The 16209-nt window shown below is 72.8% G+C and carries 14 protein-coding genes; 10 read left to right on the top strand and 4 right to left on the bottom strand.

Features of this window, described 5'->3' with window-relative positions:
• Positions 1-18 precede the first annotated feature (18 nt).
• On the bottom strand, positions 19-3513 hold the full coding sequence (locus DEI97_RS06635; RefSeq protein ID WP_111075029.1) for a proline dehydrogenase family protein: 3495 nt from the start codon (positions 3511-3513) through the stop codon (positions 19-21).
• An 82-nt stretch (positions 3514-3595) separates the two neighbouring features.
• On the opposite strand from DEI97_RS06635, the gene DEI97_RS06630 reads away from it, so the two are divergent.
• The 4 genes from DEI97_RS06630 (at position 3596) to DEI97_RS06615 (ending at position 9180) form a co-directional block, all read left to right on the top strand.
• Complete coding sequence (locus tag DEI97_RS06630) at positions 3596-4498, top strand: LysR substrate-binding domain-containing protein (RefSeq protein ID WP_111075028.1); 903 nt, start codon at positions 3596-3598, stop codon at positions 4496-4498.
• Positions 4499-4664: 166 nt separating this feature from the next.
• Entirely contained in the window at positions 4665-6476 is a 1812-nt protein-coding gene (locus DEI97_RS06625) for a putative Ig domain-containing protein (RefSeq protein ID WP_111075027.1), read from the top strand.
• 235 nt (positions 6477-6711) lie between these two features.
• Positions 6712-8412 carry a putative Ig domain-containing protein gene (locus DEI97_RS06620; protein WP_111075026.1) on the top strand — a complete coding sequence of 567 codons (1701 nt, stop codon included), beginning with the start codon at positions 6712-6714 and terminating at the stop codon, positions 8410-8412.
• Between the two features lie 123 nt (positions 8413-8535).
• Positions 8536-9180, top strand: coding sequence for an FMN-dependent NADH-azoreductase (locus DEI97_RS06615; protein WP_111075025.1), 645 nt, complete (start codon positions 8536-8538; stop codon positions 9178-9180).
• A gap of 50 nt (positions 9181-9230) precedes the next feature.
• Here DEI97_RS06615 and DEI97_RS06610 read toward each other — a convergent pair whose 3' ends face one another.
• Entirely contained in the window at positions 9231-10250 is a 1020-nt protein-coding gene (locus DEI97_RS06610) for an MBL fold metallo-hydrolase (RefSeq protein ID WP_181439264.1), read from the bottom strand.
• Positions 10251-10333: 83 nt separating this feature from the next.
• On the opposite strand from DEI97_RS06610, the gene DEI97_RS06605 reads away from it, so the two are divergent.
• The 3 genes from DEI97_RS06605 (at position 10334) to DEI97_RS06595 (ending at position 11830) form a co-directional block, all read left to right on the top strand.
• Positions 10334-11380 (top strand): ATP-dependent DNA ligase, encoded by a 1047-nt coding sequence (locus tag DEI97_RS06605; RefSeq protein WP_111075023.1) that lies wholly within the window; start codon positions 10334-10336, stop codon positions 11378-11380.
• Between the two features lie 142 nt (positions 11381-11522).
• Positions 11523-11684, top strand: coding sequence for a hypothetical protein (locus DEI97_RS06600; protein ID WP_181439263.1), 162 nt, complete (start codon positions 11523-11525; stop codon positions 11682-11684).
• On the top strand, positions 11681-11830 hold the full coding sequence (locus DEI97_RS06595; protein ID WP_181439262.1) for a hypothetical protein: 150 nt from the start codon (positions 11681-11683) through the stop codon (positions 11828-11830). Before DEI97_RS06600 ends, DEI97_RS06595 begins: the two co-directional genes overlap by 4 nt.
• A 21-nt stretch (positions 11831-11851) precedes the next feature.
• Here DEI97_RS06595 and ligD read toward each other — a convergent pair whose 3' ends face one another.
• Positions 11852-12871: a non-homologous end-joining DNA ligase gene (gene ligD / locus DEI97_RS06590; RefSeq protein ID WP_111075022.1), complete on the bottom strand. Its 1020-nt coding sequence runs from the start codon at positions 12869-12871 to the stop codon at positions 11852-11854.
• Positions 12872-13007: 136 nt separating this feature from the next.
• Here ligD and DEI97_RS06585 point away from each other — a divergent pair, with 136 nt between their 5' ends.
• Genes DEI97_RS06585 through DEI97_RS06575 form a run of 3 tightly spaced genes read left to right on the top strand, consistent with a single transcriptional unit; the run spans position 13008 to position 15715 of the window.
• Positions 13008-13841: a DUF429 domain-containing protein gene (locus DEI97_RS06585; RefSeq protein ID WP_111075021.1), complete on the top strand. Its 834-nt coding sequence runs from the start codon at positions 13008-13010 to the stop codon at positions 13839-13841.
• A gap of 9 nt (positions 13842-13850) precedes the next feature.
• Entirely contained in the window at positions 13851-15050 is a 1200-nt protein-coding gene (locus DEI97_RS06580; RefSeq protein WP_111075020.1) for a glycosyltransferase, read from the top strand.
• A gap of 11 nt (positions 15051-15061) precedes the next feature.
• Positions 15062-15715 (top strand): uracil-DNA glycosylase, encoded by a 654-nt coding sequence (locus DEI97_RS06575; protein WP_258376712.1) that lies wholly within the window; start codon positions 15062-15064, stop codon positions 15713-15715.
• 44 nt (positions 15716-15759) lie between these two features.
• On the opposite strand, the gene DEI97_RS06570 is transcribed toward DEI97_RS06575, so the two are convergent.
• Positions 15760-16197: a DUF6892 domain-containing protein gene (locus tag DEI97_RS06570; RefSeq protein ID WP_111075019.1), complete on the bottom strand. Its 438-nt coding sequence runs from the start codon at positions 16195-16197 to the stop codon at positions 15760-15762.
• Positions 16198-16209 lie beyond the last annotated feature (12 nt).

Raw genomic sequence — 16209 nt, 5'->3', positions numbered from 1 at the left:
CGGACAGCTGCCCAGGCGTCAGAGGAGCTCGTCGGACAGGTGGTTCGGCGTCCCGAAGCGGTGCGCCGTGATGGACACCGCCTGCTCGCGGAGGAACGGCAGCATCTCGATCCGTCCGGCTTCGGTGACCGGCTCGGCGTACACCGCGATGTCCGGGCGTCCGTTCGTCCCGACTGCCAGGGCAGCAGCGTCCCCGTCGAGGAGTCGAACCCGGGTGGAGGGCCCGGCGGCGATGCGCGCGGCGAAGGCGTCGTCGGACTCCCCCTGCCGGAGCGTGCCGACGATCGACAGGCCACGGAGGGCCGTGGAGACCGACACAGGCAGGTCACCGGCGACGGAGACGTCGACCGGGGTGCCGGCCCGCAGCGCCGCCGCGACGACCCGCACGAGACCGTCCACGCCCGACCCATCCGAAGCAGCCGCGGCCGAAGCCCCAGCCGCCGCCAGGCGCACCTGCACCCCCGGGTACGGCAGGTAGCGGAAGACGTTCCGCTCGGCGGTCAGCGCCGACACGTCCGCGGCGACCCCGAACTCCGACGTCCAGGCGAACTCGTCCGACGCGACCGCACGGCCGAGGGACTCGGAGTCGACCCCGGTCGCCCGGACGAACGCCGACACGGCCGACGACGGCGCGGACCCGGCGGTCGCAGCCGTGGATGCCCACGAGCCGAGGCCGACCAGGTAGTTCACGCCGCCGGCCTTGGTGCCCGCACCCACGGCGGACTTCTTCCACCCGCCGAACGGCTGGCGGCGGACGATCGCGCCGGTGATGCTGCGGTTGACGTAGAGGTTGCCCGCCTGGATCCGGCCGAGCCACGTGCCGATCTCGCCCGGGTCCAGGGAGTGCAGGCCCGAGGTCAGGCCGTAGTCGACGTCGTTGACGATGTCGATCGCCTCGTCGAGGGTCTCGGCGGTCATCACACCGAGGATCGGGCCGAAGTACTCGGTGCGGTGGAAGTCCGAGGCGCGGCGGACGCCCTGACGGACACCCGGGCTCCAGAGCTTCCCGGTCTCGTCGAGCTGCTTCGGCTCGACCGCCCACGACTCCCCCGCGCCGAGCGTGGTGAGGCCGTCGAGGAGCTTGCCGGCGGCCGGTTCGATGATCGGCCCCATCTGGCTGGTCGGGTCGCTCGGGTACCCGACGGTCAGCGAGGACACCGCGTCGAGCAGCTGGTTGCGGAAGCGCTTGGACTTGGCGACCGAGCCCACCATGACGACGAGCGAGGCGGCGGAGCACTTCTGCCCGGCGTGCCCGAAGGCCGAGGCGACGACGTCCTTCACCGCGAGGTCGAGGTCGGCGGACGGCGTGACGATGACGGCGTTCTTGCCCGAGGTCTCGGCGAGCAGCGGCAGGTCCTGCCGGAACGACCGGAACAGCTCGGCGGTCTCGTAGGCGCCGGTCAGGATCACCCGGTCGACGAGCGGCGACGCGATGAGCTCCTTGCCGAGCGAGGACTCTTCGACGTCGAGGAACGCCAGGACGTCGGCGGGTGCACCGTGGGCGTCGAGGGCGGTCTCGATGACCGATGCCAGGACGGCACCGCTGCGGGCGGCCGGCGGCGCGGGCTTGAGGACGACCGCGGAACCGGCAGCCAGGGCAGCGAGCGTCGACCCGGCGGGGATCGCGACGGGGAAGTTCCACGGCGGGGTCACCAGGGTCAGGGCCGCCGGGGTGAAGGCGGCGCCGTCGACGGTGTCGAGCGAGGCCGCGAGCTCGCCGTAGAAGTGCGCGAAGTCGATCGCCTCGGACACCTCCGGGTCGGCCTGGTCGATGGTCTTGCCGGTCTCCGACGCCATCACCTCGACGAGGGCTGCGCGGTTCGCCTCCAGCGCGTCACCGACGGCGTGCAGGACGGCACCGCGAGCCGCACCGGACCAGGAACCCCAGGTGGTACCGGCGGCACGGACGCGCCGCAGGGCGGACTCGAGGGTCGTGGCGGAGGTGATCCGGGCCTCCCGGACGGCGGAGACGCCGAGCGTCGACGATGCGATCCGAGCGGTGATGCCGGCACCCCACTCGCGGACCGACCCGACCGACGGGTCACTGTCGGGCGTGTTCTCGAAGTGGCCGGGTGCCGGGCGCTCGACGGCGGCGTACCGGTCGGCGACGCGGTGCGCGGCCGGGGCGTCGAGTCCACCGGGCAGTGCGAGCGGTGCCAGCGAGTCGCGGAAGCGGGCTTCTTCGCGGGCGAAGAGCGTCGGCGACGAAGCGAGCGAGAACACCGCGGACATGAAGTTGTCCTGCGACGCACCCTCTTCCAGACGGCGGATCAGGTAGGCGATCGCGACGTCGAACTCCCCCGGGTGCACGACCGGCGTGTAGAGCAGCAGCGAGCCGACGGTCTTCTTCACCGCGGCGGCCTGGCCCTGCGCCATGCCGAGCAGCATCTCGAACTCGATGCCGTCGCGGACCCCGCGTTCGCCGGCCAGCAGCCATGCGTGCGCGACGTCGAACAGGTTGTGGCCGGCGACACCGACCCGGACGTTCGCGATGCGCTCGGGCGTCAGCGCCCAGTCGAGGACGCGCTTGTAGTTCGTGTCGGAGTCCTGCTTGGTGTGCCAGGTGGCGAGCGGCCAGCCGTGCACGGACGCCTCGACCTGCTCCATCGGCAGGTTCGCGCCCTTGACGAGCCGGACCTTGATGTCCGCACCACCGCCGGCACGGCGTGCCGCCGACCACTGCTGCAGGTGCTCCATCGCGGCGAGCGCGTCGGGCAGGTAGGCCTGCAGGACGATGCCCGCTTCGAGGTCGGTGAACTGCGGCTCGTCGAGGAGCTTCGTGAAGACCGCGATGGTGAGGTCGAGGTCCTTGTACTCCTCCATGTCGAGGTTGATGAACTTCCGCGGTGACGCGGCGGCGGCGCGGGCGAACAGCGGGCGGAGCTGTTCGACGATGTCGTCGACGGCGTGGTCGAAGGCCCACGGCGAGTGCGGGTGGACGGTCGAGGACACCTTGATGGACACGTAGTCGACGTCGTCGCGGCTGAGGAGCGCGTGCGTGCCGGCGAGACGGCGGGCGGCTTCGCGTTCGCCGAGCACGGCTTCGCCGAGCAGGTTCACGTTGAGGCGGACGCCGTCCTGCTTGATCCCAGCGATCGCCGGTCCGAGCTTCGCGTCGGTCGCGTCGACGATGAGGTGGCCGACCATGTTCCGCAGCACCCGTCGGGCGATGGGCACGACGACGGTCGGGAGGCTCGGTGCCAGTCCGCCACCGAGGCGCACCAGGCCGCGGAGCGCGGCCGGCAGGAACCCGGGTGCATCCGGCGCGATGGCGCGGAGCTTGCGGGCCGCGACGCCGAGGTCCTCGGGGCGGACGACGCCGTCCACGAACCCGACAGCGAACGCGAGGCCCTTCGGGTCGGCGAGGACACCGGCGAGCTGCTTCGCGGAGCCGTCGACGGGGTACGTCTCGGCCTCGGCGAGCCACTGCCGGACGAGCGCGACGGACGCGTCGGCGAGGTCGTCGTGGACGGTCGGGGCGGCAGCGTCGGAGCGCGGCTGGACGTCGGTCATGGGGACAGTGTGCCGGGCGCTCTTTCGGTAGCGGAAGCAACCGTTCCTGATGCATTCCGTTCAGCTCAGCTACGCTTTCGGCATGCTCGACGTCCGCCGCCTGGTACTCCTCCGCGAGCTGTCGATCCGGGGCACGGTCGCCGCCGTCGCCGAGGCGATGAACTTCACCCCGTCGGCGGTGTCGCAGCAGCTCGCCGTGCTCGAGCGGGAGGCCGGCGTGCAGCTGCTCCGCCGTGCCGGACGGCGCCTGCAGCTCACCCCGCAGGCCGAGGTCCTGGTCGCGGCGGCGGGCGAGGTACTGGACACCCTGGAACGTGCGCAGGCGTCGGTGGAGTCGACGCTGACGACCGTGCAGGGGCGCATCCGGGTCGCCGTGTTCCAGTCCGCCGCACTGGCCCTGATGCCGTCCGCCCTCCGCACGATGGCGCTCGAACACCCCGACGTGCGGGTCGAGATGGTGCAGCGCGAACCGGAGACCGCGCTCAACGAGACCTGGGCGCGGGACTTCGACATGGTGATCGCGGAGCAGTACCCGGCACACGCGGCCCCGCGGTTCCCGGGCCTCGACCGCCGTGACCTGACGACCGACCCGGTGCGGTTGGCGCTGCCGCCGGTGGCCACGGCACTCTGGCCGGTGACGTCGCTCAAGGAGGCCGCGACACTGCCGTGGGTGATGGAACCGCGTGGTGCAGCCTCCCGGCACTTCGCCGAGCAGACCTGCCGTCGCGCCGGCTTCGAGCCCGACGTCCGGTACGAGACGGCGGACCTGCAGGCGCAGATCCGGCTCATCGAGTCGGGCAACGCCGTCGCGCTCATGCCGGACCTGGTCTGGGCCGGTCGGTCGACGAGCTGCCGGCTGCTCGAACTGCCGGAGCCCGGGCGTCGGACGCTGTTCACCGCGCAGCGGCTCGCGAGCGCGGAGTCGCCGGCGGTGTCGGCGTTCCGGACGGCGCTCGAGCGGGCGGCCGGCGCTCCCCGATCCTGAGCGCTCCATGTCCGGAAATCCCCGATCATGACGGGTTTCTCGGCACTTTTTCCGTGACGTGTTCGTGACCATGTCGACCGGTTCTGCGGCCTCTGATGACCCTACGATCTGGCTACGGGCACGCCATCGGGAAGCCCGGCCACACGTCATCCCAGGGGGGAACCCAATGCACAAGAACTGCCTGCCACCGATCCACCGGATCGCGGCCATCGGCTCCGCCGTCGCGATCGTCGCGGCGTCGTCGGCATTCGGCATCGGCGCCGTCAGCGCCTCCGCCGACGAGCTCGCACCGAACACCAGCGTCGCGACGTCCACCAGCGTGGACGCACCGACCGTCACGCCGGCTCCGACCGGCGCCCCCACTCCGGCGGCCGCTCCGGCAGCGCCGACGGACCCGGCTGCCGACGCCCCGGCAGCGGGGACGCCGGATGCTCCCACTGCGACCACACCCGCGGTTCCGGCCGCCGCGACGCCCGCTGCACCCGGTGCGGCGACGCCCGCGCCGACCGCTGCCGCCGCCCCGACCGCGACGCCCGCCGGCACGGTCACGATCAGTGGGACGACCCGGGCCTGGCGGACCATCTCCGCCGACACCGCCGGCTGGCCCACGGGGACGACCTTCACCTACCGGTGGGACTTCCACCACCCGGTCCTCGGCAACCGCTACCCGGGTACCGAGCGGACCTACGTCGTGGACCCTGAGCAGGCCGACGGCACCTTCACGGTGACCGTCACCGGGACGGCTCCCGGCATGACGCCGACGTCGGTCACCAGTGCGCCGAGCAGCACGGTCGTCGTGGAGGACGCCGACCGCCAGTTCATCTACGACCAGCGAGTCGTCCCGGTGACGAGCGGCGAGCCCTTCTCCGTCGACCTCGCGCCGGCCGACAACCCGGACCTGTCCTTCTTCGTGAACGGCTCCATCAGCGGCACCGCGGACCCGAGCGTGCTGCCGGCGGGCGTGACCCTCTCGGAGAACGGCGTGCTCTCCGGGACCCTCGACTCCTCGACTCCGCTCAGCGACCAGATCTGGGTCCACGTCTCGACGCCGTACCACCCGGGCGGCGGACTGTCTGAGCGGATCCTGCTGTCGGTCGCCCCGGCCGAGGACGACGGCGGGCTGTCCTTCTCCGGCGGGTCGAGCGAGGACCACGCCGTCCAACTCCGGGGGCAGGCCGGCACGGCGTTCTCGCACACCTTCCAGGCCACCGGCGGTCCCGTCGACGAACCAGTGCGCTACTCGGTCGTTCGGCCGGACGGACAGCCGTTCCCAACGTCGGACATCGGCGCCTCGTTCCCGGCGGGCATCACGCTCGACCCGACCACCGGGGTGCTCAGCGGCACGGACGACCAGGCGGCCTCGTACTCGTTCGCCGTCGTCGCGACCTCGGGTGGCCAGAGCGCCACGCAGTACGTCGACCTCCGCACGACACCCGCTCCGGCAGTCGGGGCCCTCGTGACCGTCACCCGCCCCGGCGACGTCCGGGAGCAGCGCACCTGGATCGTCAAGCCCGACGGTTCGGTCGAGACCACCTGGTTCCCGAACGGACCGCAGCACGACATCGCGCAGCAGGCAGGCGGTCGCCCCACCGCGGCACAGGGCTCGACGCTGCTGATCGCGGCAGCGCCCGTCGACGCCTTCGGCAACATCACCGTTCCCCTGGACGGCGACTGGGACGGGCGCACCCCCATCGGTGTGACGAGTGACGTCGCGTCCGACGTGGTCGAGCGGGCCGGGTGGAACGCGGAGATCACGTTCCCGCACGCGTCGACGCACACGCTGACCGTGACGACCCAGGGCGTCTCGACCACCTTCCCCGTGACGGTCGTCCCGTCCGCCGGCGCAGCAGGCAGCGGCACCACCGGCAGCCTCGCCTTCACGGGTGCCGACGAGACCGGTCCGATCGCCTGGGGCCTCGGTCTGGTGGCCTCGGGCGTGGCCCTGCTGACCCTGCGGGCACGGCGCCGCCGGGTCTGACCCACGAGACGACGAGGGGCGTGTCCGACACGGGCACGCCCCTCGTCCGTGTGCGCCGAGTCGGGTGTGCGCCGATCGTCTTGCGGGAAACCGCACAGTCCCCCCAACTCGGGTCACATTCGGGCATCGGGGACGAATCGGTCCACCCACTACCAATACGATCCGAACACGTCGGGGATTCTCGGCTGATTCATACACTCCGGCACCTGACCGGACATGGACCCTGGGGGAACCCGTGCACCGCAGCACAGCCTTCGTCCGACGCGCTTGCGCCGTCGGCACCGCGACTGCCCTGATCGGCCTGACGACCGGCTTCGGCGTCATGACCGCGACCACCGCGTACGCCGCTGACGCACCCGTCGACACCGCCGCGACCGCGCCGGCCGTCTCGGGTGGCGACACGAGCACGTCGACCGCACCGGGCCTCCCGGCCGACGTCGGAACCGGCACCGACGCCGGAACTGGCGCCGGCACCCCCACCGGCACCGCGACCAGCGCGCCGGCGGACCCGACCAGCACCGCCCCGACCAACACGGCGCCGACCAACACCACGCCTGCGGCGACGCCGGCCCCGACCACAGGTGGCACGACCACCGGCACCACGCCGACGACCGCCGCACCGACGGCTGTCGCTCCGGCTGCCTCCACCGCCACGGTGAAGCTGTCCGGCACCGCCAAGGTCGGCTCGACGCTCGTCGCCACGACCTCGGGCTTCACCAAGCCCACCTCGTTCTCCTACCTGTGGTCGGTCGGCGGTGTCGCCACCGACATCGACGACGGCAGCTACGTCATCCAGCCGGGCGACGCAGCGAAGGTCGTGACCGTCACCGTCACGAACACGCTCCGGGACGGCTCGGTCGAGACCTCCTCCGCGAAGTCGGCCGTCGTCACCGAGGACCCCGTGTTCGTCGACGCCGCCGGCAAGCCGGTCACCGCCGGTCTGGACCCGGACGGCGAGCGTCTCGCGCTCGACACCACCGCGGGCAACGCGTTCTCGTACACCTTCCGTGCCACGGGCTCGCCGGCACCGACCTTCGCGCTCGCGTACGCCTACCCGGACGACGTCTCGGACGACTCCTCGGACGACGGCGACGACGAGGGCTCGCCGGCCGACCAGCTGCCCGACGGCATCACCTTCGACGCGGCGACGGGCGTCCTGTCCGGCACGAGCGACGAGGCGACCGACACCGAGTTCGCCGTGACCGCGACCAGCGGTGGCACCACCGTCACGCAGTACGTGGAGATCACCGTGGACGCTGCGGCGGCCGCCGGCGTGCAGGTCTTCTCGACCGACCGCGACGCGTTCCTCGAGTACGTGAAGAGCGGCTCCGGCGACAGCCCCGCGGACGGCACGCTGACCAGCTGGATCATCGACACCGACGGCCACGTCATGACCGACGTCGAGACCTTCCACACCACGGACGACGGCTGGGAAGGCAGCTCGATCGTGACCGACGGCGGCCGTCCGACCGTCAAGCAGGGCGGCACCCTCCTGCTCAACGGCGACCTGGTCGACCGGTTCGGCAACTCGGTGACGGATGACGAGGGCGACTCGCCGGAACTCGCCGTCACCTCGGACATCGCCTCGGACATCGTGCGCGAGGACCCCGACCTCGGTGACTACGGCAACTTCCTCGACGTCACCTTCCCGCACGCCTCCACGCACAACCTGACGGCGAGCGCCGCCGGCTTCTCGACGAGCTTCGCCGTCGAGGTCGTCCCGACCGCCACCGCCCCGGTCGCGACTCCCCCGGTGCTCACGCCCCCGGTCGCAGCCGCGCCGATCGGCACCGTCCCGGTCCGGACCGCCGCGCACGGCCGCCTCGCCTACACCGGTACGGACGCGACCGACTCCCTGCCCTGGGCGCTCGGCATGCTCGCCGCCGGTGCGGCACTGGTCGGTCTCCGCTTCGCCCGTCGGCGCGCACAGCGCTGATCCGGACGGGAGGCTCCTCCCGCGGCCCCGTCGATCCCTCCACGGATCGACGGGGCCGTTCCGTCATCCACAGGTCGGCGACGTGCGCCGGGCCGAGCGGGAGGCGCGGCTAGCGTTGGGGCCATGCCGAGCCTGCTGCACATCGATTCCTCCGCCGACCTGTCCCACTCCCGCTCCCGCGCGCTGACCGCCGCGTTCGCGGACGCCTGGCGCGCCCGCGGTCCGGAGTACACGGTCGTCCGCCGCGACCTGCACGTGGACCCGCTGCCGCACCTCGAGACGTCGGCGCTGCACTGGGCCGCAGCAGACCGAACGGCGGACGAGTCCGTGCCCGACGCCGCCGAACAGCTGCGCCAGGCCGTCATCGACGAGCTGCTGGCCGCCGACGTCGTCGTGATCGGGTCGCCGCTGTACAACTACACGGTGCCGTCCAGCCTCAAGGCCTGGCTCGACCGCGTGCACATCCCGGGCGTCCTCGTCCCCGGACCCGACGGCACGCCGCAGCCCCTGGCCGGGCGTCCCGTCGTCACCGTCGTCAGCCGCGGCGGCACCTACGACGCGGGGACGCCGACGGAGCACTGGGACCACGCGTCGCCGGTGCTCGACATCATCCTCGGCACGGCACTGGGCATGAAGGTGCACCCGGTCGTGGTCAGTGCGACCCTCGCCGACCGGCTGCCCGGACTCGCACCGTTGGCCGACCACGCCGCCGCCGAGTTCGCCGACGCGACCGTCGTCATGGAACGCCTGGCGTCGACGCTCGGCTGACCCACGGCAGTTGCCGAGGCCGAGTCCGCCGGGGCTGTGTCCGCGGGGGCTCAGGCCCGGCGGAGTTCGTCGGCGCGGCCGAGCAGGTCGGCGTGGAACACCGTCTGGCTCAGGGCGCTGGCGAGCAGGTACCCGGACATCGACTCGATCCCACCGCTGAACGGCACGCGGGACGCCACCTCGAACACCGTCGGGTGGTCGAGTGCGTCGAGCGCGCCGGCGACGTGGCGCGTGCGTTCGTCCCGGTGGGCGGCCAGGGTCCGGGCGCGGGACACCACGTCACGGAAGCGGTACTCGTGCCCGGGGCAGACCTCGAACGCGGCGAACGGTTCGAGCGCCGCCAACGAGTCGAGCGAGTCCCGCAGCGGGTTCGAGTCAGTGCGGCCCCCGAGCCCGATGCCGGAGTTGATCCGCGGCAGGACGTGGTCGCCCGTGAACAGCAGGCCGTCGGGCTCGTCGACGAAGCAGACGTGACCACCGGTGTGCCCCGGGGTCCACAGCACGCGGAGGCCCCGCCCGGGGATCGGCAGCCGGTCACCGTCCTCGAGCTCCAGGTCGGCGAACGGCGCCTCTACGGTCCCCTGCCCGAGCTGCCGGCCTGAGCCCCAGACCGCCAGGACACCGTCGAGCCGGTCGTCGGGGACGCCCCAGGTCCGGGCGTCCCGTTCGTTCTGTTCGGCGTCGGCGCGGGCGTGCTGCAGGGCGTGCACCTCGGCCGGGTGCATCGCGATCGGCGCCCCGGAACGACGACGGAGCGCAGCGGCCGCGCCGAGGTGGTCGGCGTGCAGGTGCGTGACCGCGATGAGGGTGACGTCCTCCACCGCTCGGCCGATCTGTCGCAGGCCGGCGGTCAGGACGTCGAGTTCGCCGCCGTCGCTCCACCCGGGGTCGATGACCGCGAGCGAGCCGTCGTCCCCGGCGACGACGTAGACCAGGGTGGCGTCGGGCACGCCGCCGCGGAACGGGACTGCGAGCGTCCAGACACCCGGACGGACCTCCTCGACGGGCGGGAGCGCGCCGGCGGCGAGCGCCGCGGCCTGGACCGGGCTGACGGGCGACGGGTTCGACACGCGACCAGCGTAGTGAGCGCAGTGCGGGCGGGCCGGCACCGTGCCTCCAGGCCGTCGCCGCCGGCAGCGCGTAGACAGGCGGCATGGAGACCATCGCGCCCATGCTCGCCAAGGCCGTCGCCACCGTCCCGGACCCCGACAGCGTCACCGGAGGCCTGCGGTACGAGCCCAAGTGGGACGGCTTCCGCGGCATCGTGACGATCGACGGGGACGACGTCGAGATCGGCAGCCGCGGGTCGAAGCCGCTCACCCGCTACTTCCCCGAGCTGGTCGAGGCGTTCCGCGCACAGTTCGGCGGACGTCCCGGCCCGGTCGTGCTCGACGGCGAGGTGATCGTCCGGTCGGGCGAACCGGGACACGAGGAACTCGACTGGGAGGCGCTGTCGCAGCGCATCCACCCGGCGGCCTCACGCATCGCGAAGCTCTCGGTCGAGACGCCGGCGCAGTTCGTGGCCTTCGACCTGCTGTACCTGGACGGGGAGGACCTGACCTCCCGCCCGTTCGACGACCGGCGCGCGGCGCTCGAGACCCTCGGCACCGACCTGAGCGCGCCCCTGTTCGTGACGCGGACCACACTCGAGGTCGAGACCGCGCGGCGCTGGCTGACCACGTTCGAGGGCGCCGGCCTGGACGGCGTCGTCGCAAAGCCGCGGCAACGCCCGTACGAACCGAACAAGCGCACGATGCTCAAGATCAAGCACCACCGCGAGGCCGACGTCGTCGCGGTCGGCTACCGGGTGCACAAGAGCGGCACGGGCATCGGCTCGCTCCTGCTCGGACTGTACGACGCCGACGGCGAGCTCCGGATGGTCGGCGGCGTCTCCGCCTTCACCGACAAGCGGCGGCGCGAGCTGGTGGACGAGCTGGAGCCGCTGGTGGAGCGGGACGCAGACGGGAGGCCCGTCACCGGTGAGGGCGAACGGTCCCGGTTCTCGTCGGGTCGCGACACGTCCTTCGTCCGGCTGGCGCCGGAGCGGGTGCTCGAGGTCCGCTACGACCAGATGGAGGGTGACCGCTTCCGGCACACCGTGCAGTTCGCGCGCTGGCGTCCGGATCGCGACGCTCGCTCGTGCGGGTTCGACCAGCTCGAGGTGCCCGCGGCCTACGACCTCAGCGACGTCCTGAGCTGAGCCCCCCGGACGAGGGACGGGTTGTCCATTTGACGCTCACCCGTCATCAGTAGTTAGCCGAACTAGTGATTCTGTGGAAGCATTCGAGGCATCAGGGAAACGGTGGTTCTCCACCCCCTCGAGATCACGGATCGGAGTGGAAATGAGCAGCGACACCCTCGTTCGCCGAGCACAGCGCAACCCTCTCAGCGAGGTCCGCGAAGCACGCCACCAGCGTGCCCTGCAGACCAGCGCGATCATCAGCGGGATCGCCGGCGTGACCGTCGCAGCGCTCGCCTTCGTCACGATCGGCCTGGGCGCATGATCGTCCTCGACGGCATCACGCAGGACAACCGCCGGACCTGGTCTCGACTCACCCGCCTGCACACGGCGACGGTCGGGCTGCCGCTGCAGACCTCGCGCGTCGACGACGACGACCTGCGCCGCGAGGACACCTCCACGCTCGTCTGACCGGCAGGTCTCGCGCCCTGCTCAGGCCTTCTTCGCGCGGGACGGCTGCACGCGGGGCGGCTCCCCCGGCATCTTCGGGAAGTCCGGCGGGAACGGCAACTCGCCGAGGCCGTCCGCCAGGTCGCGTCGCCACCAATCCAGGAGCGGGTCGATGCTCCGGGGTTCGGCGGACATCGTCTCCCACGGGTCACCGGTCGTGACGAGACGCTGTGGCACGGTCAAGATCGTGAAGGCGGTCGGGTCGGCTGCGTCGAGTTCGTCCCACGCCAGCGGCGTCGACACCGCCGCGTTCGGCAGCGCACGCGGGCTGTAGGCACCGGCCATCGTGCGGTCGCGGTTCGCCTGGTTGAAGTCGACGAAGATGCGCGAGCCCCGCTCCTCCTTCCACCAGGCCGTGGTCACCTGCTCCGGCATCCGTCGTTCGAGCTCCCGGGCCGCGGCGATCACCGCGTGACGGACGTCGAGGAACTCGTACGCCGGCTCGATCGGCGCGAAGACGTGCAGGCCGCGGTTGCCGCTGGTCTTCACCCACGCCTCGAGGCCGACCTCGGCCAGGACCTTCCGCAGCTCGTGCGCGGCGGGGACGGCATCGTGGAAGTCGGTGCCCGGCTGCGGGTCCAGGTCGATGCGGAGCTGGTCCGGGTGGTCGCTGTCCTCGGCCAGGGAGGCCCAGGGGTGGAAGACGACGGTGTTCATCTGCGCTGCCCACACCGCGACGGCTGGCTCGTCGATGACGAGCTGCGGGTGGCTCCGCGCGCTCGGGTAGGTGACGGTCACCGCGCGGACGTACTCGGGGGCACCCTTCGGCGGGTTCTTCGAGAAGAACTGCTCGCCGTCGACGCCGTCCGGGAACCGCTGCAGCGAGATCGGCCGGTCGCCGTTGGCGCGGACGAAGGCGTCCCCCACGTCGACCAGGTACCGGGCCAGGTCGAGCTTGGTGATGCCGAGGTCCGGCCACAGCGCACGGGACGGACTGGAGATCCGGACCTCCCGGTCGCCGTCGGGTCCGGGCACGGTGAGCGTCGTCGCCGGTGTCGCCATGCAGCGGAACGTACTCCGACGGCCGCGGCCCGGCGCGCAGCACGACCGCAGGCCGGCGCGCAGCACGCCCGCGGCCCGGCGCGCAGCACGACCGCAGCGCGGCGCGCAGCGGGACCGGACGGGGCAGGATGGACCGGTGACCGCGTACCTCGGGGTGGACCTGGCCTGGGGCCTCGGCACCGAACGCCGCGCCCCGAACGAGACCGGCCTGGCCGCCCTCGACGACGCCGGCCGGGTGACCGACGCCGGGTGGGCCCGCGGGGTCGACGAGGTCACCGCCTGGATCGCCGAACGACTCGGCCCCCGGACCCTCATCGCGGTGGACGCGTCGCTCGTCGTCACGAACCCGACGGGCATCCGCGAGTCCGAACGCCAGGTCGGGCAGCGCTACGGCCGATGGAAGGTCGCCGCGAACCCGACGAACCTGGCCTCGGCCGCGAGCGCCGGCGCCCGGCTGCTCGACCGGCTGACCGCCCTCGGCGTGCCGTACGTCAGTGACACCCGGACGATGCGCGCCCGGAGCGGCCCGGCGGTGTTCGAGTGCTACCCGTACACGACCCTGGTCGGGGTGGCGGAGTTCGGCTACGACGTCGAGCGTCCCCGCTACAAACGGCTCGACACGTCCGTGCCCCCGGCCGTCGCCCGGCAGCGTCGCGCGGAGGCGTTCGACGAGCTCGTCCGCCGCATGCGTACGACGGCGTTCGACCCGCCCCTCGACCTCGACGCGCACCCGCTCACCCGCGACCTCCGCGACCCGTCGGTGCTGCACGGGCCGACGCACAAGCACCGCGAGGACCTGCTCGACGGCGTCCTCTGCGCGTGGACGGCGGCGTTCTGGGAGCGACACGGCGACGAACGGGTGCAGGTGCTGGGTGGTGATCCGGGCCTCCCGTCCGACCCGCTCGACGCCGCGGGCCGCCTGCCGGCCCTCGTCGCCCCCGCGCGCCGGTCGCAGCGCCCGGCTCACTAGGCTGGACCGGTGAGCACCACGACCGAACCGTTGCGCATCGGGCTGGTCTCGTTGCACACCTCCCCCGGCGACGAGCCCGGATCCGGCGAGGTCGGCGGCATGAACGTCGTCGTCCGCCACCAGGCCGAAGCGCTGGCCGACCGCGGCCACCAGGTGGACATCATCACCCGCCGCTCGGCACCGACGCAGCCGGACTCGGTCGCCCTCGTGCCGGGCGTGTGCCTGCGGTTCCTGTCCGCCGGGCCGGCCGAACCGGTGCCGAAGGGCGGGCACGACGCCTTCATCGAACCGTTCCGCCGCGGCCTGGCCGAACTCGGTCCGTTCGACGTCCTGCACTCGCACCACTGGTTCTCCGGCGCCGCGGCCCTGCCCGTCGCCCGCGACCGTGGCATCCCGCACGTCCAGTCGTTCCACTCCATCGCCGCCGACAGTGCGACGCCGCTGTCCGAGGGCGAGCGTCCCGAATCCGCCGGCCGGATGGTCGGCGAAGAACGCCTCGCGCGCGACTCCGACGCCGTCGTCGTCGTCAGCGAGTCCGAGGCACACACCGTCCGCTCCCGTCTGGGCGGCGACCCGTCGCGCGTCTGGATCGTGCCGCCGGGGGTCGACGGCTCCGTCTTCCGCCCGGCCAGCGTCGGCGCGCGTCGCGCCGCCGCGCCCTACGTCGTCGCCGCGGCCCGCGTGCAGCCGCTCAAGGGCCTGGACCTGGCCATCGAGGCGATCGCGGGCATCGACCAGGAGGCCCGCCCCACCCTCGTCATCGCCGGGGACGCCTCGAGCGAAGCGGGCGACCACGTGACCGAACTGCGTCGGCTCGCCGCGTCACGGGGCATCGCCGACCGGGTCACCTTCATCGGACCGCAGTCGCGTGCCGACCTGGCGTTCCTGTTCCGCGGCGCGGCAGCCGTGCTGGTGCCGTCGCACTCCGAGACGTACGGCCTGGTGGCGCTCGAGGGCTCCGCGTCCGGGGTGCCCGTCGTGGCCGCCGCTGCCGGGGGCCTCCGCGAAGCCGTGGTCGACGGCGAGACCGGGGTCGTCCTCGAGTCGCGCGACCCCGCGGTCTGGGCGACGGAGATCCAACGCATCCTGACCGAACCGGAGTACGCCGCCGCCCTGGCCTCCGCCGGGCGCGAGCACGCCGAACGACTCAGCTGGGAGCGGTCGGCCGCGGGTCTCGAGCAGGTCTACCTGCGGGTCCTCGGACACTGACGGGCCCGCTCGTGCCGGACTCCGTGCTGCACTCCGCGCTCGACCTCGGCGCGTTCTGGGACGCCCTCGACGCGGTCCCGGCTGCGGCCGACGCCGAGGCGCTGTTCGAACCCGGCGGTCCCGACACGGCGTCGAGGGCGGCCGGAACGCTGCGGCGGAGGAACCTCGACCGATACCTGCAGCACGCCGGGCCCGAGGCGGACACGATCCTGGTCGCCGAGGCACCGGGCTGGCGCGGCATGACGAACACCGGCATCCCGTTCACGAGCATGCGGGAGCTGCAGGACCCCGACGGGCTGTTCGCCGGCGTGTCCTTCGCGGTGCCGCCCGAGCCGACGGCAGCGTGGGAGGCGTCCTCGCGCGTCGTGCACGCGGCGCTCCGGGACTGGCACGGCCCGCTGCCGGTGCTCTGGGCGGTGTTCCCGCACCACCCCTTCGCCGCCCCGGACCGGTTGACGAACCGGACACCGCGTCCGGCCGAGGTCCGTGCCGGCGCGCCCGTCGCACTCGCGTTGGCCGAAGCGGTGGGTGCCCGGCGGTTCGTCGCCGTCGGCCGGAAGGCGCAGGGCGCGCTGGCGGCGGCCGGCATCGACGCGATCGCCGTGCGCCACCCGGCGCAGGGTGGGGCGAGGGAGTTCACGCAGCAGATCGCCGCGCTGCGCTGACGTGCGGCGGGGCGGTGGTCGGCGGGGCGCTGGTCGGCGGGGCGTCAGGCTGAGCGGACCTCGACGCCCTTCGCGGCGAGCGCGTCCGACACGTGCGCGGGCAGCGGGGCCGCCGCGTAGACGACCTTCAGCGACGGCAGGTCGACCAGGTCATCCCAGTTCTGCGGGTCGTAGCGGTCGTCGGAGCCGTCCCACCCGGGGTGCAGGTCCTGCAGGATCTCGAGGTCCGAGTCGACCGTCACCTCGGTGACCAGGTCGAGCTGCGAGGGCAGCAGGTCGAGGTCGTCGTAGTACTCACGGGCCCGGTCGTCCTGTCCGTCCACGTCCTCGTCGTCCACCACCGCGTCCTCGTCGTCCTCGGCGTCCCCGTCGTAGGGCTCGATGACGTCCAGGTCGTAGCAGAGCACGTCGAGGACGAGCAGCTTCGCGTTGAAGTCCGCGAACTCGATCGGTTCTTCGGTGGTCGTCGACGCCTCGTCCATGCAGGGCAGCGT

The sequence above is a fragment of the Curtobacterium sp. MCLR17_032 genome (genome assembly GCF_003234795.2).
Classification (GTDB): domain Bacteria; phylum Actinomycetota; class Actinomycetes; order Actinomycetales; family Microbacteriaceae; genus Curtobacterium.
Note: the sequence above shows the minus strand (reverse complement) of the source record. Positions and strands in the feature narration are given on the sequence as shown.